24 protein-coding genes are annotated in these 24,022 nt (G+C 58.6%); 3 read left to right on the plus strand and 21 right to left on the minus strand.

The features are described 5' to 3' along the window. Positions 1-29: 29 nt before the first annotated feature. The 10 genes from motD to flhA all read right to left on the minus strand — a co-directional run bounded on the left by motD (position 30) and on the right by flhA (position 11,528). A complete protein-coding gene (gene motD / locus ACO06L_RS06145) occupies positions 30-812 on the minus strand; it encodes a flagellar motor protein MotD (protein ID WP_202346889.1) in 783 nt (260 codons plus the stop codon). Positions 813-830: 18 nt separating this feature from the next. After that, complete coding sequence (locus ACO06L_RS06150; protein ID WP_064228816.1) at positions 831-1,571, minus strand: flagellar motor protein; 741 nt, start codon at positions 1,569-1,571, stop codon at positions 831-833. Further along, entirely contained in the window at positions 1,571-2,734 is a 1,164-nt protein-coding gene (locus tag ACO06L_RS06155) for a protein-glutamate methylesterase/protein-glutamine glutaminase (protein ID WP_064228815.1), read from the minus strand. The genes ACO06L_RS06150 and ACO06L_RS06155 overlap by 1 nt, the downstream gene beginning before the upstream one ends. Before the next feature lie 65 nt (positions 2,735-2,799). Next, positions 2,800-4,950, minus strand: a complete 2,151-nt coding sequence (locus ACO06L_RS06160) for a chemotaxis protein CheA (RefSeq protein WP_202346890.1) — start codon at positions 4,948-4,950, stop codon at positions 2,800-2,802. A 16-nt stretch (positions 4,951-4,966) separates the two neighbouring features. Next, positions 4,967-5,752, minus strand: a complete 786-nt coding sequence (locus ACO06L_RS06165; RefSeq protein WP_104320479.1) for a protein phosphatase CheZ — start codon at positions 5,750-5,752, stop codon at positions 4,967-4,969. 20 nt (positions 5,753-5,772) lie between these two features. Beyond that, positions 5,773-6,156 (minus strand): chemotaxis response regulator CheY, encoded by a 384-nt coding sequence (gene cheY / locus ACO06L_RS06170; protein WP_008173086.1) that lies wholly within the window; start codon positions 6,154-6,156, stop codon positions 5,773-5,775. A gap of 162 nt (positions 6,157-6,318) precedes the next feature. Continuing rightward, positions 6,319-7,062, minus strand: a complete 744-nt coding sequence (locus ACO06L_RS06175) for an RNA polymerase sigma factor FliA (RefSeq protein WP_202346891.1) — start codon at positions 7,060-7,062, stop codon at positions 6,319-6,321. A 31-nt stretch (positions 7,063-7,093) separates the two neighbouring features. Next, complete coding sequence (locus ACO06L_RS06180) at positions 7,094-7,906, minus strand: MinD/ParA family protein (protein WP_064228812.1); 813 nt, start codon at positions 7,904-7,906, stop codon at positions 7,094-7,096. A gap of 85 nt (positions 7,907-7,991) precedes the next feature. Then, on the minus strand, positions 7,992-9,287 hold the full coding sequence (flhF, locus tag ACO06L_RS06185; RefSeq protein ID WP_202346892.1) for a flagellar biosynthesis protein FlhF: 1,296 nt from the start codon (positions 9,285-9,287) through the stop codon (positions 7,992-7,994). 60 nt (positions 9,288-9,347) lie between these two features. Beyond that, positions 9,348-11,528 carry a flagellar biosynthesis protein FlhA gene (flhA, locus tag ACO06L_RS06190; RefSeq protein WP_202346893.1) on the minus strand — a complete coding sequence of 727 codons (2,181 nt, stop codon included), beginning with the start codon at positions 11,526-11,528 and terminating at the stop codon, positions 9,348-9,350. A 218-nt stretch (positions 11,529-11,746) separates the two neighbouring features. On the opposite strand from flhA, the gene upp reads away from it, so the two are divergent. From upp to ACO06L_RS06205, 3 genes are read left to right on the plus strand one after another with little or no spacing between them, the layout of a single operon-like run. Beyond that, a complete protein-coding gene (gene upp, locus ACO06L_RS06195; protein WP_064228809.1) occupies positions 11,747-12,385 on the plus strand; it encodes a uracil phosphoribosyltransferase in 639 nt (212 codons plus the stop codon). Between the two features lie 2 nt (positions 12,386-12,387). After that, positions 12,388-13,644: a uracil-xanthine permease family protein gene (locus tag ACO06L_RS06200; RefSeq protein ID WP_202346894.1), complete on the plus strand. Its 1,257-nt coding sequence runs from the start codon at positions 12,388-12,390 to the stop codon at positions 13,642-13,644. Next, positions 13,625-14,479: a class I SAM-dependent methyltransferase gene (locus ACO06L_RS06205; RefSeq protein ID WP_202346895.1), complete on the plus strand. Its 855-nt coding sequence runs from the start codon at positions 13,625-13,627 to the stop codon at positions 14,477-14,479. The genes ACO06L_RS06200 and ACO06L_RS06205 overlap by 20 nt, the downstream gene beginning before the upstream one ends. A gap of 468 nt (positions 14,480-14,947) precedes the next feature. Here the strand turns inward: ACO06L_RS06205 and flhB are convergent, their stop codons facing one another. The 11 genes from flhB to ACO06L_RS06260 all read right to left on the minus strand — a co-directional run bounded on the left by flhB (position 14,948) and on the right by ACO06L_RS06260 (position 24,013). Next, on the minus strand, positions 14,948-16,084 hold the full coding sequence (flhB, locus tag ACO06L_RS06210; protein ID WP_064228806.1) for a flagellar biosynthesis protein FlhB: 1,137 nt from the start codon (positions 16,082-16,084) through the stop codon (positions 14,948-14,950). A gap of 6 nt (positions 16,085-16,090) precedes the next feature. Continuing rightward, a complete protein-coding gene (fliR, locus tag ACO06L_RS06215; RefSeq protein WP_104320353.1) occupies positions 16,091-16,876 on the minus strand; it encodes a flagellar biosynthetic protein FliR in 786 nt (261 codons plus the stop codon). A gap of 3 nt (positions 16,877-16,879) precedes the next feature. After that, positions 16,880-17,149, minus strand: a complete 270-nt coding sequence (fliQ, locus tag ACO06L_RS06220) for a flagellar biosynthesis protein FliQ (protein WP_008173075.1) — start codon at positions 17,147-17,149, stop codon at positions 16,880-16,882. An 8-nt stretch (positions 17,150-17,157) separates the two neighbouring features. Next, on the minus strand, positions 17,158-17,934 hold the full coding sequence (gene fliP, locus ACO06L_RS06225; protein ID WP_064228804.1) for a flagellar type III secretion system pore protein FliP: 777 nt from the start codon (positions 17,932-17,934) through the stop codon (positions 17,158-17,160). A gap of 4 nt (positions 17,935-17,938) precedes the next feature. Then, a complete protein-coding gene (fliO, locus tag ACO06L_RS06230; RefSeq protein ID WP_202346896.1) occupies positions 17,939-18,388 on the minus strand; it encodes a flagellar biosynthetic protein FliO in 450 nt (149 codons plus the stop codon). 1 nt (position 18,389) lies between these two features. Next, positions 18,390-18,881, minus strand: coding sequence for a flagellar motor switch protein FliN (fliN, locus tag ACO06L_RS06235; RefSeq protein WP_202346897.1), 492 nt, complete (start codon positions 18,879-18,881; stop codon positions 18,390-18,392). Then, entirely contained in the window at positions 18,874-19,872 is a 999-nt protein-coding gene (gene fliM, locus ACO06L_RS06240) for a flagellar motor switch protein FliM (RefSeq protein ID WP_062782258.1), read from the minus strand. The genes fliN and fliM overlap by 8 nt, the downstream gene beginning before the upstream one ends. A gap of 36 nt (positions 19,873-19,908) precedes the next feature. After that, positions 19,909-20,418, minus strand: a complete 510-nt coding sequence (locus tag ACO06L_RS06245; RefSeq protein ID WP_202346898.1) for a flagellar basal body-associated FliL family protein — start codon at positions 20,416-20,418, stop codon at positions 19,909-19,911. Positions 20,419-20,583: 165 nt separating this feature from the next. Next, positions 20,584-21,762, minus strand: a complete 1,179-nt coding sequence (locus tag ACO06L_RS06250) for a flagellar hook-length control protein FliK (RefSeq protein WP_202346899.1) — start codon at positions 21,760-21,762, stop codon at positions 20,584-20,586. Between the two features lie 153 nt (positions 21,763-21,915). Further along, positions 21,916-22,263, minus strand: a complete 348-nt coding sequence (locus tag ACO06L_RS06255; RefSeq protein WP_064228798.1) for an Hpt domain-containing protein — start codon at positions 22,261-22,263, stop codon at positions 21,916-21,918. Then, entirely contained in the window at positions 22,256-24,013 is a 1,758-nt protein-coding gene (locus ACO06L_RS06260) for a PP2C family protein-serine/threonine phosphatase (protein ID WP_202346900.1), read from the minus strand. The genes ACO06L_RS06255 and ACO06L_RS06260 overlap by 8 nt, the downstream gene beginning before the upstream one ends. Between the last annotated feature and the right edge of the window lie 9 nt (positions 24,014-24,022).

Genomic DNA, 24,022 nt, shown 5'->3' on the forward strand with positions numbered 1-24,022 from the left:
GGCTCTATACGCATCTGCCGACGAGCTGTTCAGCGCATGGCGCCGCGGATACTGGCGTCACGGGAAATCAGCAATACCACCCGGCGATTTCTGCGCCGCCCCTCTTCTGTGTCATTGCGGGCAACCGGCTGATACTGGCCATAGCCCACGGCCGCCAGACGCTCCGGCTCGATGCCCTCCATCACCAACATCCGTACCATCGACGCCGCCCGGGCCGCAGACAATTCCCAGTTGGAGGGATAGCGGGAGGTACTGATCGGCTGGTTATCGGTGAAGCCTTCCACTTTGACCGCGTTGTCCCTGTTATTCAGGACAGTGGCGATCTTCTCGACAACATCAAACGCGTCGTAATGGGGCTCTGCGTCGCCGCTGCCAAACAACAGACTGTTGGGCAGATTCAACTCCAGCCACTCGTCACTGGTCTCCAGCGACACCACCCCCTGGTTGATCAACTCATCGAATTCCATCGACAACTGGTCGGCCATGGCCCGCAGCGCTTCCGTTCGGGCCTGGGCGTCCATCTCCGGATTACGGGGGGCTTCGGTCACTGCCGGCGGAATGACATTCTCTGCAGGAGCATTATGTGATCTTTGCGGCTGATCGCCAATCTCAATGGGCTGGAAAGACCGCTGGGGCGCGTTAAACACACCGGTCAGGGTTTCCGACAGGACTTTGTACTTGCCTTCGTTGACGGACGATACCGAATACATCACCACGAAAAAGGCGAACAACAGCGTGATGAAATCCGCATAGGAAATCAGCCACCGCTCCTTGTTGTGCAGATCATCCTGGGGTTGCCTACGGCGCCGCATAAGTTGGCCTGCGCATGCTTACTGCAGGAAGCCCCGCAGCCGCAATTCGATGGATTTCGGGTTTTCACCCTCGGCGATGGCAATAATGCCGTCGATCATCATGTCCTCGTATCGGGTACGTTCCCGCACGATACCGCGCATCTTGTTTGCGACCGGGAAGAACAGCAGGTTGGCCAGGGCCACACCGTAGATGGTGGCCACAAAGGCGGTCGCGATCCCGCTGCCCAGGGACTGTGGATCCTCCAGGTTCGTCATTACCTGGATCAAACCCATCACAGCCCCGATGATGCCGATGGTCGGCGAGTAACCGCCCATGGCCTCGAATACCTTGGCAGACTCCAGATCACGCTGCTCACGGGACTCCAGGTCCACCTCCATGATGCCTCGGATGGTCTCGGTTTCCGCCCCGTCCACCAGCAGTTGCAAACCCTTGCGGGCAAAGGGTTCAGGCTCGCGCTCGGCAAGACCTTCAAGGCCCAGCAGGCCCTGCTTCCGGGCCTTGACACTCCAGTCGATCACCTTGCCGATACCATCTTCCAGATTGATGAACGGCGGAACGAATACCCAGCGCACCTGGGTAAAGGCCCGTTTGAGCATGGGCCAGGAGGTCTGCAGGATGGTCGCCGCCAGGGTACCCCCAATGACGATAATGGCTGCTGGCCCGTTGAACAGGGAGCTAACGGCCCCGCCCTCGAGCAGATTACCGCCGAGTATGGCGGCAAAGGCCAGTATGACCCCGAGGAGACTCAGGATATCCATCAGCAGACACCTTCGACCAGGCGTGGCCCGATTTCGTCCAGCGACAGAACATCATCGGTCAGCCCTGCCTTGGCAACGGCCATGGGCATGCCATAGATAACCGACGACTTTTCATCCTGGGACCAGATGTCGGACCCGCTCTGTTTCATCATCCGGCAACCTTCTTTGCCGTCCGAGCCCATGCCGGTAAGAATGACACCCAGCGTCTTACCCGGAAAACTCCTGGCCAGGGAACCGAAGGTTACGTCCACACAGGGCTTGTAATTGAGCCGCTCGTCGCCCGGCAGGATACGGATCCTGGCCTGACCGCCCCGATTCTCGACCATCATCTGTTTGCCACCGGGTGCCAGCAAAGCAAGGCCGGGCCGCAACACATCGCCATCCTGCGCTTGCCGCACTTCAATCCGGCAAAGCTTGTTCAGGCGTTCAGCGAAAGCCGGCGTAAAACTGGCCGGCATATGCTGTACCAGTACGATGGGTGCCGGGAAAGTGGCGGGTAACGCGGTCAGCACTCGTTGCAGGGCAACTGGTCCGCCCGTCGAAGTACCAATACCAACCACCGCGTAATGCTTGGCGGCGCCTCGCCGGGCATGGCGCCTCGGTGCTTCGGCGTCACTCGGGGAACTGGTCGGGGCTGCAGGGCTGTGTGTGTCCGGGCGCTGGCGCGGCGTGATGTCCGGACGAGGACGTGCCGTTGTGCCTGGTGCCCGGGAAGCGGGCGCCGACGGCTCAGGACGGGCCGGAGCAGCAGGCCGGTTGCCGGGGCGGCTGCCAGCCACGTCAAGAATTCGATCGATCAGGATTTTCTGGAGCTGGCTGTTGTCCCGGGCAATTTCTTCAAAATTCTTGGGCAGGAAATCAACGGCACCCGCCTCGAGCGCGTCGAGGGTCACCCGAGCGCCCTCGTAGGTTAGGGAAGAGAACATGAGCACCGGAGTCGGATGCTTGCGCATGATTTCGCGCACGGCGGAGATGCCATCCATCACCGGCATCTCGTAATCCATGGTGATTACGTCTGGACGCAGTTTTTCAGCCAGCTCCACGCCTTCCCGACCGTTGGTAGCCGCACCAACCACCTTGATCTGGCCGGAGCTGGTCAGGATTTCCGTCAGCCGTTTGCGAAAAAACCCTGAATCGTCAACGACCAGGACAGAAACTGTCATCCACTTCTCCTACCCAATCCATCGTTCTCCGGCCTTCTCTGGCCACAGTCACCTGAAGTCCCGGCTCAGCCGTAGTGTTGCAACAGGCTTGGTACATCAATAATCAGCGCAATCCGGCCGTCGCCAGTGATGGTGGCGCCGGCCATTCCCGGCGTACCCTGAAGGGCGCGCCCGAGGGGCTTGATCACCACCTCTTCCTGCCCGACCAGCTGGTCGACAACAAAACCGACCTGTTTGGTCCCCATGGCCACGATGACCACATGGGCGTTTTCAGGCACTTCCTGGGAAGTGCCGCCACGAACCAGCCATCGCTTGATATGGAACAGCGGGAATACCTTTTCCCGAACCACAATGCACTCGCGGCCGTCGACGATATTGGTCTTGGTCAGGTCCAGGTGGAAGATCTCGACCACATTGACCAGCGGCAAGGCAAAGGACTGGTCCCCGAGCATGATCATCAGGGTGGGCATGATGGCCAGCGTCAACGGAACCTTGATGACAATCCGGGACCCCTTGCCCAGTTCCGATTCAATGCTCAACTGGCCATTGAGCTGGCCAATCTTGGTTTTCACCACATCCATGCCGACACCACGACCGGAGACATCTGAAATCTGGTCTTTGGTGGAAAATCCGGCCGCGAAAATCAGATTGAAGCACTCGGAATTGGTCAGGCGATCAGCGGCATCCTGGTCGTAAATCCCCTTCTCAACTGCCTTCCGGCGCAGCACTTCCGGATCCATGCCGGCGCCGTCATCCTCTATGAACAACAGGATATGATCCCCTTCCTGCTCGGCAGACAGGGTAACGGTACCCTGGCGGGGTTTACCTGCTTTCTCGCGCACCTCCGGGGCTTCGATCCCGTGATCGACCGAATTCCGGACCAGGTGAACCAACGGATCGGACAGCGCTTCGACCAGATTCTTGTCCAGGTCGGTATCTTCACCATGCATCACCAGGTTGACCTCTTTCTTGAGGTTCCTGGCCAGATCACGGACCACCCTGGGGAAGCGACCAAACACCTTCTTGATCGGCTGCATACGGGTCTGCATCACGGCAGACTGAAGATCGGTGGTGACCACATCCAGGTTGGACACCGCCTTGTGCATGTGCTCGTCTTCGCTTTCGTTGCCCAGACGCTGCAGGCGATTACGCACCAGCACCAGTTCGCCCACCATATTCATGATGTCATCAAGGCGCTTGGTGTCGACACGAACCGTTGTTTCCGCCGCAGGCGCGTTCTCGCGAGCGGGCATGGCAGGTGCGGCAGCGCCTTTGGCTTCCGGCTTTTCGGCTGGCTTAGCGGCCGCCTTCGGCTTGGCCGGCTCTTTCGGCGCGGACGGCTCTTTCGGATCCGCGGACTGTCCTGGAGCTGAAGGCTCTTTCGAAGCTGAAGGCTCTTTGGAAGCTGAGGGCTCTCCCCCGGCGGTCGGACTTCCTCCTTTGCCGTGAAGATCGTCCAGCAGTTTTTCGAATTCGTCGTCAGTGATCAGGTCATCGCTGGCACCGCCCTCTGCCTTGGCGGCCGGCTTTTCTTCTTTGCTGACAGCCTCTTCCTCGCCCGCAGGTGCTCCGGCAAACTGCCCTTTTCCGTGTAACTGGTCCAGCAGCGCCTCGAATTCGTCGTCGGTAATCTCGTCGTCTCCGGAACCCTCCTGGTCACCCGCAGCCGCTCCGGAGCCTGAAGCTGGTGCCTGGCCTTCGGATTTTTCGTCCTCCAAGGCATCCAGAAGCTGTTCGAATTCGTCGTCGGTGATATCACCACCGTCTTCTGCCGGTTCGTTCTCTTCATGCTCAGGTTGAGAAGCAGCGGCGGGTGCCCCCTCGCCCTCCGGCTGGGCCAGGGCATCCAGGCGTGCAATCAGTTCGTCCGGGGCTGGTGTCAACTCCTCGTGATTGCGGACCTGCTCAAACATGGCATTGACGTTGTCCAGGGCTTCCAGAACCACGTCCATTAACTCAGAGTCCACCTTGCGCTTGTGATTGCGCAGGATATCAAAAACGTTCTCGGCGGAATGGCAGCAATTCACCAGTGCTTCAAGCTGAAGGAAGCCCGCGCCGCCTTTAACGGTGTGAAAGCCACGGAAGATGGCGTTGAGCAGATCACTGTCGTCAGGATGTTGCTCAAGATCTACCAACTGCTCTGACAGCTTTTCGAGGATTTCGCCGGCTTCTACCAGGAAGTCCTGCAAAATCTCTTCATCAGCATCAAACGCCATGCGTTACCCTCTTCATTCAGAAACCGAGACTGGACAACAGGTCGTCTACGTCGTCCTGTCCCGAAACTACATCTTCACGCTCATCGGCCTTGATCTGGGGCCCGACGCCCTTCTCCGCAGACTCTTCTTTTTCTTCAATCTGGTGCACCGTGCCCGTGAGCTGGTCCACATGGCTGGCCATCACCACCAGGCTGAGCATCTGTTCCTCAACCTCTTTCACCAGGGCAGTGACCTTCTGGATAACCTGCCCCGTCAGATCCTGATAATCCTGGGCCAGCAGGATTTCCGACAGGTTGCTGTACATGGTGTCAGCGTCGGTAGCCATACTGACGAAAAAGCGATCAATCCGGCCATAAAGCTCCCGAAACTCGGCCGGCTGCATTTCCCGGCGACGCAGACGCTGCCACTCATCGCGCAAAGCAGCGGCCTCGTCCCGCAGGGCATTGGCCACGGGCATGGTTTCCTCAACCAAATCCATGGTCCGGTTGGCCGCTTCACCAGTCATCTGCACGACGTATTCGAGGCGATCGGAGGCATCTGTCATCATTGACAGTGCTTCCTGCTGTTCGGCGTTACGGGGATCAATCTGGAAGTTCCGGATTGCTTCGTGCAAGCTCCGGGTCAATCGCCCGACCTCGCGATACAGACTCTGATCCCTGACCTCACTGAGTTCATTGATCAGGGTCATGGCTTTGGCATAATCACCCGCATCAACACTCTCTGCCAGTTCTGCTGCCTGCCGCTGGAGCTTTTCCGTCACCTCCGGTTCAAGGCCCCGATGGTTCTTTTTGCTATCGCTCATGAGAGCCATCCGACCTCTGGTTACTGGATTCTTTCAAAGATTTTCTCAATCTTTTCCTTGAGCACCGCGGCGGTGAACGGTTTGACAACATAGCCGTTCACGCCCGCCTGGGCAGCGGCAACAATCTGGTCCCGCTTCGCCTCAGCCGTTACCATCAATACCGGCAGGGTTTTCAGGTTCTCGTCCGCCCGAACGGCCTTGAGCAGATCGAAACCGGACATGCCTGGCATGTTCCAGTCGGTGACCAGAAAATCGTACTTGCCGCTCTTGAGCATCGGCAGAGCTGTGTTGCCGTCGTCTGCTTCATCGGTGTTGGTGAAGCCCAGATCACGCAGCAGGTTCTTGATGATCCGTCGCATTGTGGAGAAATCATCCACAATGAGGATTTTCATGTTTTTGTCCAATGGGACCTCCAGTTAGTAACACCCGGAATTCGTTTGACCTTCGCGTTCAAAGTCTAGCAGGCCGCTGTTTTAACCGCTTATTGTCAGACCTTTGCTTCGGTTGTAAAGCATCGGTTACCAAAAACTACAGACTGCCTCTTCGAGGACACAGACTGAACGCAATCAGCTGTCCGATTCCTGGCGCCAATCCGACAGCCGTCCCCGAAGGCGCAGGGCCGCCTGGCTATGAATCTGGCTTACCCGGCTCTCGCTGACGCCAAGCACTGCACCAATCTCCTTGAGGTTCAGTTCTTCCTGGTAATACAGGCTCAGCACCAGTTTTTCCCGTTCCGGCAGGTCTTCAATGGCCTCAGCGAGGCTGCGCCGGAAGGCATCGGAGGACAATCCCTCAAGGGGATTATCCTGCGTCTCTGTCTGTTCTATCGGCAGCTCTCCGGATTCATTGAGCTCATCGAGGCTAAAAAGTCGGCCGCTGTTGGAATCGGAAAGGTAAGAGTGATATTCCGCCAGCCCCATGCCCAGCTCCTCGGCCACTTCCAGATCCTGAGCTTCACGACCCAAACGGTCTTCAACGGCCTTGATAGCCTGGGAAATACGGCGGGCATTGCGATGGACGGAACGGGGAACCCAGTCGCCCTTGCGGATTTCATCCACCATGGCCCCGCGAATCCGGATGCCGGCGTAGGTCTCGAAGGTTGCACCTTTGGTAGAGCTGTAGCGCTGGGCTGCCTCAAGCAGGCCGATCATGCCGGCCTGCATCAGGTCTTCAAGCTGAACCGAAGCAGGCAGGCGGGCCATCAGGTGAAGGGCAATTTTCTTGACCAGCGGCGCATGCTGCTCAATGAGCTGTGACGGCTTCTGCGCACCCGACTGGTTATAGATTCCGAGGTTTTTCGCCAATGTCATGTATCCGGGTTTTTGTTTGACTGGATCCGATTCAGACTTCGACGAGCCGCTCCACAAAAAATTCCAGATGCCCGCGGGGAGAGGACGGCAACGGCCAGCTGTCTACCTTATCCGCCAGAGCCTTGATAGCCAGTGACGCCTTCGCCCTGGGGTAGGCATCCAGCACTGCACGCTGTCGCTGAACCGCTTTCTTCACAGCCTCATCGTAAGGCACCATCCCGACGTATTGTAGTGCCACATCCAGGAAGCGCTCGGTGACCCGGGTCAGTTTTTCGAAAAGATGCCGGCCTTCCTGCTCGTTTCGTACCTGGTTGGCAAGGATACGGAAGCGGTTGGTACCGTAGTCACGGTTCATGAGTTTGATCAGGGCGTAACAGTCGGTAATCGACGTGGGCTCGTCACAGACCACCAGCAACAACTCCTGGGACGCTCTCAGAAAGCTGACCACCGATTCCGAGATACCGGCAGCGGTATCCACGATCAGGACATCAATCTGATCCCCCAGCTCGCTGAACGCGTTAATCAACCCGGCATGCTCCATGGGGCTGAGCTGGGTCATTCTCTGGGTACCGGAGGAGGCAGGAACAATCTTGATGCCGCCGGGACCATTCACCAGAACGTCCTTGAGATCACAATCGCCCGCCAGCACATCCTGAAGATTACGGTTGGCGGTAATACCAAGCAATACGTCGATATTGGCCAGCCCCAGGTCGGCGTCGAGCAGCACCACTCTCCGGCCTTTCTGCGCCAGGGCGATTCCGAGGTTCACCGACACGTTACTTTTGCCGACTCCACCTTTGCCGCCGGAAACTGCAATCACCTGTACCGGTTGTGCTTTGCTCATACTGTTTTTTGTCTCTCGCCACGTCTAGCCGGGGGCTGTTGTTCGGACGCTCGCTGTTTGTTTGTCCGGTCCGGGGTTCATGAGTTCAGGCCCCCTCTGCGACCGCCTGCTGTTGCTGGAGTGTTTTAAGCCGGTCCACGGCCAGCCGCACCAGCGGAACGGCTTCTGCGTGGTGCAGGTCTTCAGGAATTTTCTGCCCGTCTGTGTAATAGGCTACCGGCAGACCGGTTTCCATCACAAAGCCGAGAGATTCACCCAGTGTGAGGGCTTCATCAATCTTGGTCATCACACAGCCCGCAAGATTTGCCATCTTATAGCAATGCCAGACGGATTTCATGATGCGCGGCTGACTGGTTGCCGAGACTACCAGATGCGTTTTGATATTGTGATGGCTGCGAGCCAGTTCGGCCAGCTGTTCCTGATACCCCTTATCCGCACTTGTCAGCCCTGCGGTATCGATCAGTACCAGGTGACGGTCTGACAGCTCGTCCAGAATATCGTCGAGACTGTGGCTCTCGTCCACCACACGAACGGGCACATTCAGGATGCGCCCGAAGACAAACAGCTGCTCATGAGCGGCCACTCGGTAGCGGTCGGTGGTTACCAGTGCCACCGAGTCGGAACCGTGCTTCAGCACGTAGCGTGCCGCCAGCTTGCCAATGGTGGTGGTTTTCCCGGAACCGGTGGGGCCCACGAGCGCGTAGGCGCCACCCTCATCCAGCCACTCCATGCGGGAGGTCCGGACACCAGTGCACAACATTTTGAGGGACTGTTTCCAGCCATCCTCGAGGCGCCCGGCCTTGTGGCGACGGGAAATTGAGCCCGCCAGTTCGCTGCCCAGGCCAAATTCCTGCAGGCGCTCAGCCAGCCTCTGTTGAACGGCGGTGGTTGCCGAAACCTCCGGCTCCGATTCCGGCCGGCGGCCCTGCATCATGTCCCGCAGGGAACTGATCTCGGCTCGCATCTGCGCCAGCTCATCGGGATAGGCTTCCCTCGGAGCGCGGGGCATCTCAGGCTCATCAAAACCCGCACCCAGCGATTCCTGCACCGCCGCAAACGAGGCTCCGGCATAGCCGGCGCCCTGGGACGCCCGTTTTTCCCGGACCTCCCGAATGCGATCCCGAGACCGGCCCAGCTCGTCTTCAAGACGGCGGTGCTGGTCGGCCTGCATTTCGGCAAGTCGGGAACCGTTGGTCGCTTCTTCAGCCTGATTTCCCAGGCGCTGACGCGCCATGTTTTCGTCATAGTCCAGCGCCGTCACAATTTCGACACCGCCATCGACCCGACGATTGGAAAGAATCACGGCATCCGGCCCCATCTGTTCACTGACCTGCTTGAGCGCCTCTGCCATGGTCTGAGCAAAAAACCGTTTTACTTTCATGATGCCTCTTCCTCCACCGGCAACGCCGTGCCGGCGCTGTCCGCTCTGTCATCCGCGCCGTTACTGGCCAACGGACGCCACGATCGTAATCTGTTTGTTATCCGGAATTTCCTGGTACGAGAGCACGTGCAGGCGCTCTACCCCATAACTGGCAAACTTCGCCAGTACCGGCCTCAGGGGCCCGGACACCAGCAGAATGGCCGGTTTGCCGAGCATCTCCTGGCGCTGAACGCTCTCCTGCAGGGAGCGCTGGAGCTTTTCAACCATATTCGGCTCCAGAACCAGGCCAATATCTTCCTGACCGCCGGATTGTTGACTCTGCTGAACTGACTTTAGCAATAACTGTTCCAGATCCGGATCCAGGGTGATGACCGGTATCTCCGATTCGTTGCCGCAGATACTCTGAACGATCATCCGCCGCAGGGACTGCCGGGCTACCGTGGTCAGCAGCTTCGGATCCTGGCTCTTCGGATGCACGTTCACGATGGCCTCGGCAATGGACCGCATATCCCGGATCGGCACCTCCTCCTTCAGGAGGTTCTGCAGTACTTTCAGCAGCAGACTGATGGAAACAGTAGTGGGCACCAGTTCCTCGGCCAGCTTCGGAGAAATCTTCTCCAGCTGATCCAGCCACTTCTGAACCTCCTCGTGGCCCAGCAGTTCGTGGGCGTGTTTCTGCAGCACCTGGTTCAGATGGGTGGCGACCACCGTACTGGCATCAACCACGGTATACCCCAGGGTCTGGGCCTGGTCTTTCTTGTCCGGCTCAATCCAACTGGCATCCAGACCGAACGCCGGATCCTTGCCTTCAATGCCCTCTATCTTTCCGAATACCTGGCCAGGATCGATGGCCAGTTCGCGGTCTGGATGGATTTCCGCCTCAGCGATGGTCACGCCCATCAGCGTGATGCGGTAGACGTTGGGCATCAGATCCAGGTTGTCTCGAATGTGGACCGAGGGCATCAGGAAGCCCAGATCCTGGGAAAGCTTTTTACGAACACCCTTGATGCGACTGAGCAACTGGCCACCCTGGGATTTGTCGACCAGCGGAATCAGCCGGTAACCCACTTCCAGACCAACGATATCGACGGTAGACACGTCGTCCCATCCCAACTCTTTGGTCTCTCCGGGTGCCGGCAGCTGACGGCCCTGATCGCCCCCTGCGTCACCGCCCGGCGGCAGATCACGACCCGCAGGCCGCGGTGCTGCGCCGCCAGCGCCCCTGGCCGGAAACGCGCCCTCTTCCTCAACGGTTTGTCTCTGGTGCTTCCAGATATACCAGGCAGCTCCCGCTGCCAGCGCACCCAGACCGAGGAAGGCTACGTGGGGCATACCGGGAATCAGGCCGAGGATAATCAGGATCGCGGCTGCTATAGACAGCGCCTTGGGTGCACTGAACATCTGCTGAAGGATCTGGCCGCCCATGTCCTGGCTGGAGGTAACCCGCGTCACCATGATCGCCGCCGACGTGGACAGCAGCAGCGAAGGAATCTGGGCCACCAGGCCGTCACCAATGGTCAGCAGCGCATAGCGCTCCATGGCCAGCCCGAAATCCAGGTCGTGCTGGAGCATGCCGATGGCAATGCCGCCAATGATGTTGATGGCGAGAATCAGCAGACCGGCAATGGCGTCCCCTTTCACAAACTTGGACGCACCGTCCATGGAGCCATAGAAATCCGCTTCCTGGGCAATCTCGGCACGCCGATGCTTGGCTTCGTCCTGATTGATCAGCCCGGCGTTAAGATCCGCATCAATGGCCATCTGCTTGCCGGGCATGGCATCCAGGGTAAAACGCGCACTCACCTCGGACACCCGGCCGGCACCTTTGGTCACCACCAGGAAGTTGATGATCATCAGGATCGCAAACACCACCAGGCCCACGGCATAGTTACCACCGATCAGTACCGCACCGAAGGATTCAATCACCTTACCGGCGGCATCACCGCCCTCGTGGCCGTTCAGCAGAACAATCCGGGTGGAGGCCACGTTCAGGGCGAGACGCAGGAGCGTGGCCACCAGCAGAACTGTTGGGAAGGAGGCAAACTCCATGGGCCGCAGTGCGTACACACAGACAAGCAGAATGACAATCGACAGGGTGATGTTGAAAGTAAAGAACACGTCCAGCAGGAACGCCGGCATGGGCAGAATCATCATGCCCAGCAAACCCATCAGCATGATGGGAATGCCCAGATTGCCCCGCGTCAGGGTTTTGACGTTATTGAGGACTAAAGCTCTGTCCATGCCGGATACTTCTCCGATTGGCCGTGCCTGCAGGCGTTTTAAAGGTCGAAAATCTGACACCGGGGCGTCGTTTGGAAGGGTTATCGCAAGATCCGTACCAGCCCTTAGTGGATTTCCGTGAACCTGCCATTTGCGGCCTGACTCCCCTTGCCAGATGCGGTATCCTTGCGCCATTTGATCGCGACGCAAAAATTCCAACCAGACACACAGGTGACCCCATGCCAATCCACGAGGTAAAACACCCTCTGATCCGCCACAAGCTCGGCATCATGCGCCGTGCGGATATCAGCACCAAGAATTTCAGGGAGCTGGCACAGGAAGTTGGTGCACTCCTGACCTACGAGGCCACCAAGGATTTCAATCTGCAGGAAAAGACCATCGAAGGCTGGGCCGGACCGGTTAACGTGGAACAGATTCACGGCAAAAAAGTCACCATCGTTCCGATCCTGCGGGCCGGTCTTGGAATGCTCGACGGTGTGCTCAGCCTGATTCCGGTGGCCCGGGTGAGCGTTGTCGGTCAGATCCGCAACGAAGAGACGCTCGAAGCCAGCACCTACCTGGAGAAACTTGTGGGCGAACTGGATCAGCGCATGGCCATGATTGTCGATCCGATGCTCGCCACCGGCGGCTCCATGATCTCCACCATCGACCTGCTCAAAAAGGCCGGCAGCACCGAGATCCGGGCCCTGGTTCTGGTTGCCGCTCCCGAAGGCATTGAAAAGGTTCTGGAGAAACACCCGGACGTGTCTATCTACACGGCGTCTGTCGACGAGCGCCTGAACGATAAAGGCTACATCCTTCCGGGTCTCGGCGATGCCGGTGACAAGATCTTCGGTACCAAGCAGAAGGACGTTTAAGCATGCAGGACCATACCAACGACCCGGTCTGGAAACAGGCCATTGCCGGCTCACAGATGCTGCTGGTGGCCTTCGGCGCACTGGTTCTGATGCCCCTGATTACCGGCCTGGATCCCAACGTGGCGCTGTTTACCGCCGGTCTGGGCACCCTGATCTTCCACATAGTCACCGGCGGCCAGATCCCGATTTTCCTGGCCTCGTCCTTCGCTTTTATCGCCCCGGTGATTGCCTCTAAAGGCCGGTTTGGCATGGAAGAAACCCTCGGCGGTCTGATGGCCGCGGGTATTCTCTACATTTTCCTGAGCGGCCTGGTACGCCTGCGGGGCACCGGCTTTGTCCGTCGCCTGCTGCCGCCCGTGGTCATCGGCCCGGTGATCATGACCATCGGCCTCGGACTGGCTCCGGTTGCGGTTCACATGGCCTCGGGTCGCACCGGTGACGGCGCCACCCAGCTGATCCCCTACGACACCGCCATCTGGATCGCCATGATCTCTCTGGCCGTGACCATCATCATGTCGGTCTGGGCCAAGGGCATTTTCCGGCTGATTCCGATCATGTTCGGCGTGATCACCGGCTATATCCTGTCTGCTTTTGCCGGCATCGTGGATACCACCCCGATTCAGGAAGCCGCCTGGTTTGCCGTCCCCAACTTTGTTGCGCCAGCCTTCAGCTGGGGGGCGGTATTGTTCATGATTCCGGTGGCCATTGCCCCGGCCATCGAGCACATCGGCGACGTACTGGCCATCGGCAACGTGACCCGCAAGAACTACCTGGAAAAGCCGGGCCTGCACCGCACCCTTCTGGGTGACGGCCTGGCCACCAGCGCCGCCTCCATGCTCGGCGGGCCGCCCAACACCACGTACTCGGAAGTCACCGGCGCCGTGATGCTGACCAAGAACTTCAACCCGAAGGTCATGTGGTGGGCTGCCTGTGTCGCCATCGTACTGGCCTTCGTTGGCAAGTTCGGCGCGGCACTGCAGACCATCCCGGTCCCCGTCATGGGCGGCATCCTGTGCCTGCTGTTCGGCTCCATTGCCGTGGTTGGCCTTAACACACTGATCCGCCACCAGGTGGATCTGTCGCAGTCTCGCAATCTGGTTATCGTGGGTGTCACCCTGGTGTTCGGTATTGGCGGCATGGTTCTTGGCAACCTGGAAGGCATTGCGCTGTGCGCAGTGGCCGCCATCATCCTGAACCTGATACTCCCCGGCAGCCGCGAGGCATGGGGTAAAGCCGTTTATGAGCAGAAAACCGACTGACAGCTCCGGCATCAGTTTCACTGCCCTCTATACCGGTGCCGTCTGGCACCGGTATGGGCTTTCTGACGACACCCTGGCCACGGAAAAAGGCCGCTGGCTTTACCGTCTGATGACCCCCTTTGAAGCCGCCAGCAAAGCGGCCATCGGTGGCAACATCCGCACCTTCCTCCTGCAAAGACATCTCATCATTGATCACCTGATTGAACAGGCTATTCGGGATAAAGGCATTACCCAGGTACTGGAAATCGCCTGCGGCATGTCGCCCCGGGGGATTCGCTTACGGCAGAAGCACTCCCTACTCCACATGGTCGAAGCCGACCTGCCCGACATGGCCGCCCGCAAAGCCCTCCGCCTGATGGCCACGGGACGACTGGGCGACCACCATCAGGTCACACCGATTGATATCCTCGCCGACCACGGCGAATACCAACTGGAAAAAGTGATCGACCGGGTATTCGAGAATTCCGGCCCTGTGATCATCATCACCGAAGGCCTGACCAGCTACTTCTCACTGGAGACCATCACCGAGTTCTGGCGCCGACTGGCCGCCGCCATGGCCAAACGCCCGGGTTCGGTTTACCTGTCCGAGAGCTATTACCAACCCCGCCAGCCGTTGCTGAACACTACCCTCAAGGCCCTCGGCGGCATACTCGGAGCCGCCACTCGCAGCCAGGTATCGTTCCACTTCCAGACCGATGCCCAGGCCCGGGAGCACTATCTGTCCTGTGGTTTTACCTCAGCCACGGTGCATGATCCGCGGTCCTGGTATGGGGTGCTGCCTATTCCCGAAAGCCGCGGGGAGCCGATGGTTCGGGTTATTGAGGCTGGCTGCTGATCTTGCCTTCGAGTCCTGCCCTAGCCTGCTGATTCGGGGTAAGAGGTATGTGGGTCTGCTTCCCAAAAAACGCTACGAGCACATCCATGTGCGCTTGGCTGTGGCCATCCATGGCCACAGACATTTTTGGGAAGCAGACCCACATACCTCGCAAACCTGACAGGAATTCGCCAAACCCACGTAGGTTGGATTAGGCGAAGCCGTAATCCAACAAACATAAATGAAATCGAAATAGCAGTGTCGGATTACGGCTTCGCCTAATCCGACCTACGGTCAACATTGGTATTTTTCAGCGATATCGAAGGGGTTTGATAAGTGGTTGTGGGTGGCCTTTTCAGGACTGTCTGTGGCCATGGATGGCCACAGTCAAGCGCACATGGATGTGCTCGTAGCGTGTCCTGAAAAGGCCACCCACAACCGCGCTATCTCCCAAACCCGCAGGCTACCAAAAGGAACCCAACTCCAAACTCAGACATCCCGCCGCAAATCCGAAGGAATCGGGAAGTCAGGCATACCGGGCTTAGGCCCACGCCCCTTGCGGAACTGACGCAGCTGGAACACATAGGCGAGCACCTGGGCAATGGCCATGTAGAGGCCATCGGGAATCTCTTCGCCGATGTCGGTGTTGTGGTACACCGCCCGGGTAAGCGGCGGCGTTCTCAGAATCTCGACTTTGTTCTCACGGGCAATCTCCATGATCTTGAAGGCCACCTCATCGGCCCCCTTTGCCACCACAATTGGCGCAGCCATGGCCTTCTGATCGTATTTCAGGGCAACGGCGTAATGGGTCGGGTTGGTGATCACCACGTCTGCAGTGGGCACGTCCTGCATCATCCGGCGCTGGGCCATTTCACGCTGGAGTTGGCGGATCTTGCCTTTGACCTCCGGCTTGCCCTCGGTGTCCTTGTATTCGTCTTTCACTTCCTGCTTGGTCATGCGCAGTTTTTTCTGGTGATCGTAGATCTGGAAGGGTACGTCGATCGCCGCGATGATGATGGTGGCGCAGGACAACAGGAAAAAACTCCAGGCGATGGTCCAGAGCACGTGCTCCATGGCCGGTACCACCGGCTCCTCGGCAATGGCCAGCAGGTCCTCCGTGCGCAGATCGAGGATCAGGATGGCCAACGCCATAACCAGACCGACTTTCGCGATGGCCTTGACCAGCTCAATGAGAGAGCGCGCTGAGAACATGCGGCCGAGGCCCTTGATGGGATCCATGCGATTGAGTTTCGGGGCCACGGCTTTGCCGCTGATCAACAGACCGCCGATGCCGATGGAACCGAAGATAGCGGCGATCAGCAGCAATACCAGAATGGGCGAGAGGGCCCAGGCGGCTTCCTTGGCGGATTCGATAAGCTGGACGCTCATATGGCGCATGTCGAAGATGGCGGAGCGCTCGATGACAAAGCTGTCGCGCATGATGGCTTCCAGCGACGCACCCAGGCTGGCGCCGAACATGAGCATGCCGCCGGCGCCGGCCAGGAGCACAGCCATGGTGGCCAGCTCCTTGGAACGGGCAGTCTGGCCCTCCTCCTTGGCTTTCTCAAGCCTTCGGGGAGTGGCCTCTTCCGTTTTTTCCTGACTGTTGTCGTTTTCTTCGGCCATGAGTCTTTACGGCTGCCCCTGCAATCCCCGCATGAAATCAAAGGTCTCTCGGGTGTACTGATCGAAGTGCGGCAGAAAATTGGCGTGCAACACCCATATGGCAAACAATCCAAAAATCAGGCCAATCGGGAAACCCAGGGCGAAGATGTTCATCTGGGGAGCGGCGCGCGTCATGACACCAAAGGAGATGTTGACGATCAGCACGGCGGTAACCGCCGGCAACGCCAGGAGCATGGCGGAGGCAAACATCCAGCTGATCCGGTGGGCCAGTTCCCAGACGCCGGTCTGCCCCAGGCCTTCCATGCCGATGGGCAGGGTCCGGAAGCTTTCGATAAAGACTTCAAAGGCAACCAGGTGGCCGTTCATGGCCAGGAACAGCAGGGTGATGGTGATCGTATAGATCTGGGACAGTACGGGCACGTTAACGCCGTTGGCCGGATCAACCATGGAGGCGAAGCCCAGGCCCATTTGCATGGCGATCATCTGGCCGGCGATGACGAAGAGTTGCCAGAGCGCAGTGAGCGCGAAGCCCATGCCCACGCCAATGAGGATCTGCTGAAGCGTGATCACTACCGCATCAGCGCTCAGCGCTTCTACTTGAGGCACGGGCGGAATCATGGGTGCGATGAGGATGGTCATCAACAGAGCCAGCCCCAGGCGGATTCTTGCGGGCACCAGTTGGGTGCCGAAGATAGGAATCACCATCAGGAAGCTGGCCAGCCGGAAAAGAGGCCAGAGATGCTGGCCGACCCATTGGCCGATAACGTCCGCGCTGATCTCCGCCGGTATCATCCGTCAGCCGATCAGGTAAGGAATATTGCCGAACAGCCGGTTGGCGTGGTCCAACAGCTGCGTCAGCATCCAGGGGCCCCAAACGATGATAACGATCAGCGTGACCAACAGGCGAGGCAGGAAACTCAGGGTCTGTTCGTTGATCTGGGTGGCGGCCTGAAAGGTACTGACGACCAGGCCGATAACCAGACCGGGGCCGATGATGATTGAAGCAAGGAGGACAATCATCCAGAGGGCTTCGCGCAGGATGTCGATAACGGTTTCCGGAGTCATGACGCCTCCTATATTCCGTAACTGGCAGCGAGGGTGCCCATGATCAGGGCCCAGCCATCCACCAGTACAAAGAGCATAATCTTGAACGGCAGGGAGATGATGATTGGCGACAGCATCATCATACCCATGGCCATGAGCACACTGGCCACCACCATGTCGATAATCAGGAACGGGATGAACAGGATAAACCCGATCTGGAACGCGGTTTTGAGCTCACTGGTCACGAATGCCGGCATCAGTATCCAGAAAGACACGTCCTGCGGGGTCTCGTACTGCGTGTCGGAGATTCGCATAAACAGGGCCAGGTCACTCTCACGGGTCTGCTCCAGCATGAATTTCCGGAACGGCTGGCTGGCCAGCTCGACCGCCTCCAGGGAGGTCACCTCTTCCTGCATATAGGGTTGTAATGCGACCCGATTGGCCTCCTCCAGCACCGGCTTCATGATAAAGATGCTGAGAAACAGGGCCAGCCCAAGAAGTATCTGGTTCGAGGGCGTGGATTGCAGGCCAATGGCCTGACGCAGGATGGCAAACACAACGATGATGCGGGTGAACGAGGTCATCATCATGAGCATGGCCGGCAGGAACGTCAGCGCAGTCATCAGCGCCAGGATCTGCAGGGTTACCGAGTATTCCTGAGCGCCCTCGCCTTCTCCGGGCGTCACCGTGAAAGCCGGTATACCGGGGATACCGGAAGGCTCCTGAGCCAGTGCCAGAGGCGCCCAGATAAAGCCTGCCAATACGATCAGGGAAGGAAGAACTCGCTTGATGGTTGCGGCAAGCATGGGGCTAATCGTTCCTTGTCGGGGAGGTCCAGGATTTGCCGATCATGCCCTGCAGGCGACGGGCAAAATCACCGGAACCGGCGCTGCCGGCCTCGACAACCGGCTCGTCAAACACATGCAGAGTCCGGATCGCTGACGGGGTAATGCCCAGGAGAATCTGCTGGCCGCCCACCTCAATTAAAGCAATACGCTCCCGGGCGCCGATGGCCATCACCGACACCACCTTGATGGCGTTGTTGTTCATGCCGGTCATTCCATTCATCCGCCGGATGATCCAGGCGCAGCCATAGATCACGGCAACCACCGCCACCAGACCCAGCCCGAGGCTGACAATGGTACCGAGGGTGTCCGGGGCTCGCACCGGGGAATCAGGCGCAGCCGTCTTTGCCGTTTCCTGGGCAACGACCGGATTGATCACAAGCAGCGCCAGTGCCGCAGTCAGTCTGGACCACATGTTACTTCTGCAACCGCTTGATGCGTTCGCCCGGGCTGATCACGTCGGTGAGACGGATACCGAACTTCTCGTTCACCATGACCACCTCGCCGTGGGCAATCAGGGTGCCGTTTACCAGCACGTCCAGAGGTTCCCCCGCCAGCCGGTCAAGCTCGATAACCGAGCCCTGGTTGAGCTGCAGCAGGTTCCGTATCGGGATCTGGGTGTTGCCTACTTCCATTGAAATAGTCACCGGTATGTCGAGGATAACGTCGATATCCGGAGCCGGGCCGCCACCCTGGACGGGCTCGCTTCCGGTATCAAACTCCTCCATGGGGGCAGCCTGAACGTCATCTTCGCCCTCACCGGTCTCGCCGGCCTCTGCCATCGCAGCGGCCCACTCGTCTTCGCGTTCGCCCTCATCACCGGACTCTTCCATGGCGGCTTCCCACTCGGCAGCCAGCTTTTCGTCTTCGCTGAGTTCCTGCTCGTCTTTCTTGTCGTCGTCAGCCATTTCGTCCCACCTTCAATTGTTTCTTTACCTTGGGCACTGATGCCCGTTCATGAATTCGCAGTGCCAGTTTTCCGTCACGGGTACCCAGCGTTGCCTTGTAGATCGGGATTCCATTGGCAGTGACCGTCAGGTGCTCAGGAATCTCCACCGGGATGATGTCGCCGGCTTTCATCTTGGCAATGTCCCGCAACGATATCCGGCGGCGACAGACCGTGGTGTTGATCGGTACGTTAACCTCTTTAATGTCTTCCTGGAGCGCGTTCACCCAGCGCTCATCAACATCGTCAATATCACTCTGCACCCCGGCATCAAGCACGTCGCGAATAGGCTCGATCATGGAATAGGGCAAGGCAAAATGCAGCTCACCACCGCCGCCGTCAAGCTCAATGTGGAAGGTGCTGACCACCACCACTTCACTGGGGCTGACAATATTGGCCATGGCCGGATTGACCTCCGAGCTCAGGTACTCGAAATCCACCTTGAGTACCGCATGCCAGGCTTCCTTCATGTCATGGAACACCTGATCCAGGACCATCTGGACAATACGGGTCTCGGTCGGGGTGAACTCGCGACCCTCGATCTTGGCGTGTCGCCCTTCCCCACCGAAGAAATTGTCGACCAGTTTGAAGACCAGCTTGGCATCCAGTACGAACAGCGAAGTGCCGCGCAATGGGCGGACTTTGCACAGGTTGAGACTGGTGGGCACATACAGGGTGTGAATGTACTCGCCGAATTTCATGATCTGGACGCCGCCGGTGGAGACATCGGCATTGCGACGCATCAGGTTGAAGAGACTGATTCGGGTGTAGCGGGCAAACCGCTCGTTGATCATTTCCAGGGTCGGCATCCGGCCCCGCACGATGCGGTCCTGGCTGGCAAGGTCGTAGGACTTTATGCCGGTATCGTCAGTCTCTTCGTAGGTATCAATGTCACCGTCGTCCACCCCATGGAGGAGGGCATCGATTTCATCCTGTGACAACAAGTCCTGCATACGTAGTCCTGCCCCTGAAGTACCGTGGCCCGTGCGCTATTGCACGACAAAATTTCTGAATAACACCCGTTTGATGGCGGGCTCGCCTTCCTGTTCCAGCACCTGATTAACCGTGGTCAGCATCCGGTCGGCCAGGCTGCTCCGCCCCTCGGGCGTCTGCAATTCATTGAAATTGCTGCTCCCAAGTACCGTCACCAACTGGCTTCGAATCAACGGCATATGCAACTTGGCAGCTTCCAGTGCCTGTTGATCTGTGGACTCAAGCGCCAGATAAACCTGGGCATACCGCTGGCGACCTTCCGCCTGAACGGTGGTTACCACCGCCTTGTCTATCAGGTGGTAGCTGCTAGGTACAAAGGTTTCCTCTGCGGTTTCGGCCACTTCGCCTTCGTCGTCCCCCATGCCCGGCAAACCGTCACCAAGGAACCAGAGGGTGCCCACGACAGACAGCACAATCGCCAGGATTACCACCACGACCAGCATGATGATCAGCTTCAGTTTCCCTTTCTTGGCGGGAGCCGCTTCAGATTTGTTATTTTCAGCCATAGTCTTCGATTTGCCAGAAATCCGTCAGAGGAAGCGTTTTTCCGTGACTTTTCAGGATTGGATGCAAAGGGCGGGCCAGAATACCCAACCTTCCCGTTCAGAACAGCAGTTTAGCGTTGCCGGGAAGGATGGGCAAAGGAGATTGAAAGAGAACTTCGGAGGGTGTCAGGCGAAGATGTCTACTTCGCCTTTCCAGCTCAGATCGAGGCTGCCGGAGCTGACGTTTTCATCGTCCTGATCGCCCGCGACCAGCGACGTCGAATCTGCACCGGAACCATCACCATCTCCGGCTCCCTGCTCGCCGGTCTGCTGCCGTGGCGAATCAGAAACGTCGAAGCCGGCCAATGACAGCCCCTGCTCACCCAACATGTCGCGAAGGCGATGGGAGTGCAGTTCCAGCTGATCCCGGACCACCGGGTTCGCGGAATGGACAGTAATGTTCGCTTGCTCGTTCTGCACCCGCACCTTCACCTCCATGGGCCCCATATCCGGCGGGGTCAGGTGGATTTCCGCAACCGACATGTTACGGGCGGTCAGCCAGCTGAGCTTGCCAACCAGCTTGTCACCCCATTCAGCATGACCAACCGGCACGTCGATGGACGTGGCATAACCTCGCAGAGGCGCAGCGTTCTCGGCTGCCAGTTTGGCCGCGCCATTAGCGCCACTGGCCACCTGCTGGGAGACGAGATCCATGGCAGACTGGAAGCGGCCAGAGCCGAGCAGCGAACCGGAATCCGGGTTTCGACCGGTATCGGTGAGTACCGAAGCCTTCATGGCGTCCGTTAATGTGGCATCGCCGGTGACGACGCCGGCAGAGGCCTGGCCGCTCTGCCCGGGTGTGGACGAGAGAATGCCATTGAACATACCGCCCACGGCTGCAGGCCCACCCGCCGAAGCACTGGCGCCGGCTCCAGGGCCGGTTGCCGACAAGGTCGCCTCACCGGAACGACCGGCTTGCGGGCTCAACCACGACTGCAGCTCGGCAAAAGTCAGAGGCAGTGCAGTAGGCTCTGAACCGGCTTCATCACTGGCAACGCCCTGCTCACCGGATTCCCGAGGCTCGGTCCCCGCGGCCGCGTCGGGCTTCTCGCCAGACTCTGCCCTGGCGTTCGAATCGGCTTTGGCATCCGACGCATTATCCTGGGCGGACCGGGATTCATCAGCAGCCTTTGCATCGGCGTTGCGATCCGCTTTCTGGCGGTCCAGCCGCTTCTGCTCCGCCTGGGAGACAGATTCAAAATCGTTTTTTCTGTCAGCCGGATCCCGGCTGTTTCCGGATTTGGACGGGCCGGGATCATTTTGTGTCCCGGGCGCGGGGGTTTGGGGAAGAACCATCTGGGCCATGGCAACCTCTTGCCGCTTTTATCGCATTGTCGCCCTCACCTTGCCGGACCTGGCCGGTGTTTGGGCGGTTAATCCACTCACTGCGAAAGACAAAGCAATTGTGATGCCAGAGCACACCGGCCCTGCCTGGCCAAAGGCCTGAGTTGGCGAAAGCTATCGAACCAGCATTCCATCCAGGCGCCCAATCACCTGCTCGAATTCCCGGTCAATCTCATCCAGCAGACCCGGCGCGTCTTCCAGCCGGGACTCTTTTCCGGCCATCTCGGCCTTGAGACAGATTGCGCCAAGCCTGGGAGCACCGATATTGATGCAACTGCCCTTGAAACTGTGGGCCGTCTTCGCAAAGGCATCACTATCCTCAGCCTTCAGGGCTTCCCGCAGCGCCTGGATTCTGTCCCGGGAATCTGCCAGATAGGTCTGTATCAGCACTTCGAACTCATCTTCCATGACGTCCCGAAGCTCAGCCAGTGCCTCCTCGTCCAGATGTGGTTTATCAGTCATCTCGATTCTCCGCTGTTCGGGCGAACTGCCAATCATAAACAATTTCAACATGATTGCCCTGTTCATGAAACCTGATGGTCTCAGCGAGACGTTTCAACAGCAGCAGGCCCCGCCCTGCATAACGCCCGCTCATCGTCGGGGAGATACCAGAGGCCACACTGGGATGATTCCGGAAATCAAACCCATGGCCACTGTCCTCGCAGACAACACGAAGCCGGCCGCCATCCGGTTTCAGGGAATGATGAAGTGTAAACCGGATGTAGTGTCCCTCAACGTTGGCCAGCCGCCGATTGCGCTCGGCATAATAGCGGCCGAAGCCCTCCGGTGAGTGTTTCCATTCAGACGGTAGTTCAAGAACACCATGTTCCAGAGCGTTGTTGTAGAGTTCCGCCAGCAAGGTGTAAATTTCTCCGCTTTTACGCCGAAGACCTGGCACTTCCATGCAGATGTGAAGCAAGAGGGGCAAGGGACTGAACTCGCCGAGAGTCCGCTCCCGGACTTCATAGGTGCAGCGCCACTCCGCAGGCCCGGCCAGGGCAGAGGGCACCGCGCGGTCCGGCAGGCCAGCGAAACCGGCCTCATCCATCATTTCCAGACAGCATAGGGTCAGATCGTCGCCATCTTCAAAGGTACCGGTAAACCGGTGAACCGCGGACATCATGGCGTCGAATGGGTGGTCACCTGCCTCCAGCCGATCAAGCGTTCCAGTGACTCCCTCCTCGCCGAAGACCTTGCCGGCACTGTCAGCAGATTCCAGAAAGCCATCGGTCATCATAAGCACCCGATCACCCGGGGCGGCACCGACCCTTTCGAAATCGGCATTGAACTGATCGGGCGAGAGGATACCGAGTGGCAGGTGCCGCGATGGCAGCGCCAGGTGCTCTCCTGAGGGCCGGATCAGCCATCCATCGGGCAGACCGCCGTTCCAGATCTGCACCTGATTGAGTTTGAAGTCGGCCTCGATCATGGCGCCACAACAGAACATCCCGGTGGGCAGGATCCGTTTGAGCTTCTGGTTTATCTCGCGCAACACGTCCTGGCCGTTAAAGCCTTTGTTGGCCATGCCGTAGAAGATCTCGGCAACCGGCATGGCACCAATAGCCGCCGGCAGACCATGGCCGGTGAAATCCCCCATGAAAATCAGCATCCCGCCTGCGGGCCGTGGCGAGGCGAACAGCACATCGCCATTGAAAATGGACTGGGGCGAAGCGTGATAACGAATGTTGACGGCATCCAGGCAACCGGAGTGAGCAACGTTGTCGAATACCCGCTTGGCAATTTCCTGCTCTTCGGTCAGCTGTCTGTTCCGTTCCCGGATCAGATCCCGCTGATCCGACAGGGTCTGGTGCATCAGCCGCATCCGGTTGAACGCTTTAATCTTGGCTTCAATGATAATCCGGTTGTAGGGTTTGCCCAGAAAATCATCACCACCTGCCTCCAGGCAACGGGCCAGCGCGCCAGCTTCAGAAAGGGAGGTCAGGAAGATCAGTGGCACCAGCCGCTCGCCGGCCAGAAATTTGATCTGACGGGCAGCCTCCATGCCGTCCATGATCGGCATAAGGGCATCCAGCAGAACCAGATCCGGCGACTCCTGCTGGAATACCGAGACTGCATCCAGTCCGTTGGCCACGTCCAGAACCTCGTGCCCGAGACGCTTCAGGAGTGTTTTGAGGATAAGGCGGTCGCTGTCCGAATCGTCAGCGATGAGTATTCTCAGAGGGCTGTTGTGTTCTGCAACGGAATCATCCATGACTACTCC

Source organism: Marinobacter sp., from assembly GCF_965229985.1.
Classification (GTDB): Bacteria; Pseudomonadota; Gammaproteobacteria; order Pseudomonadales; family Oleiphilaceae; genus Marinobacter.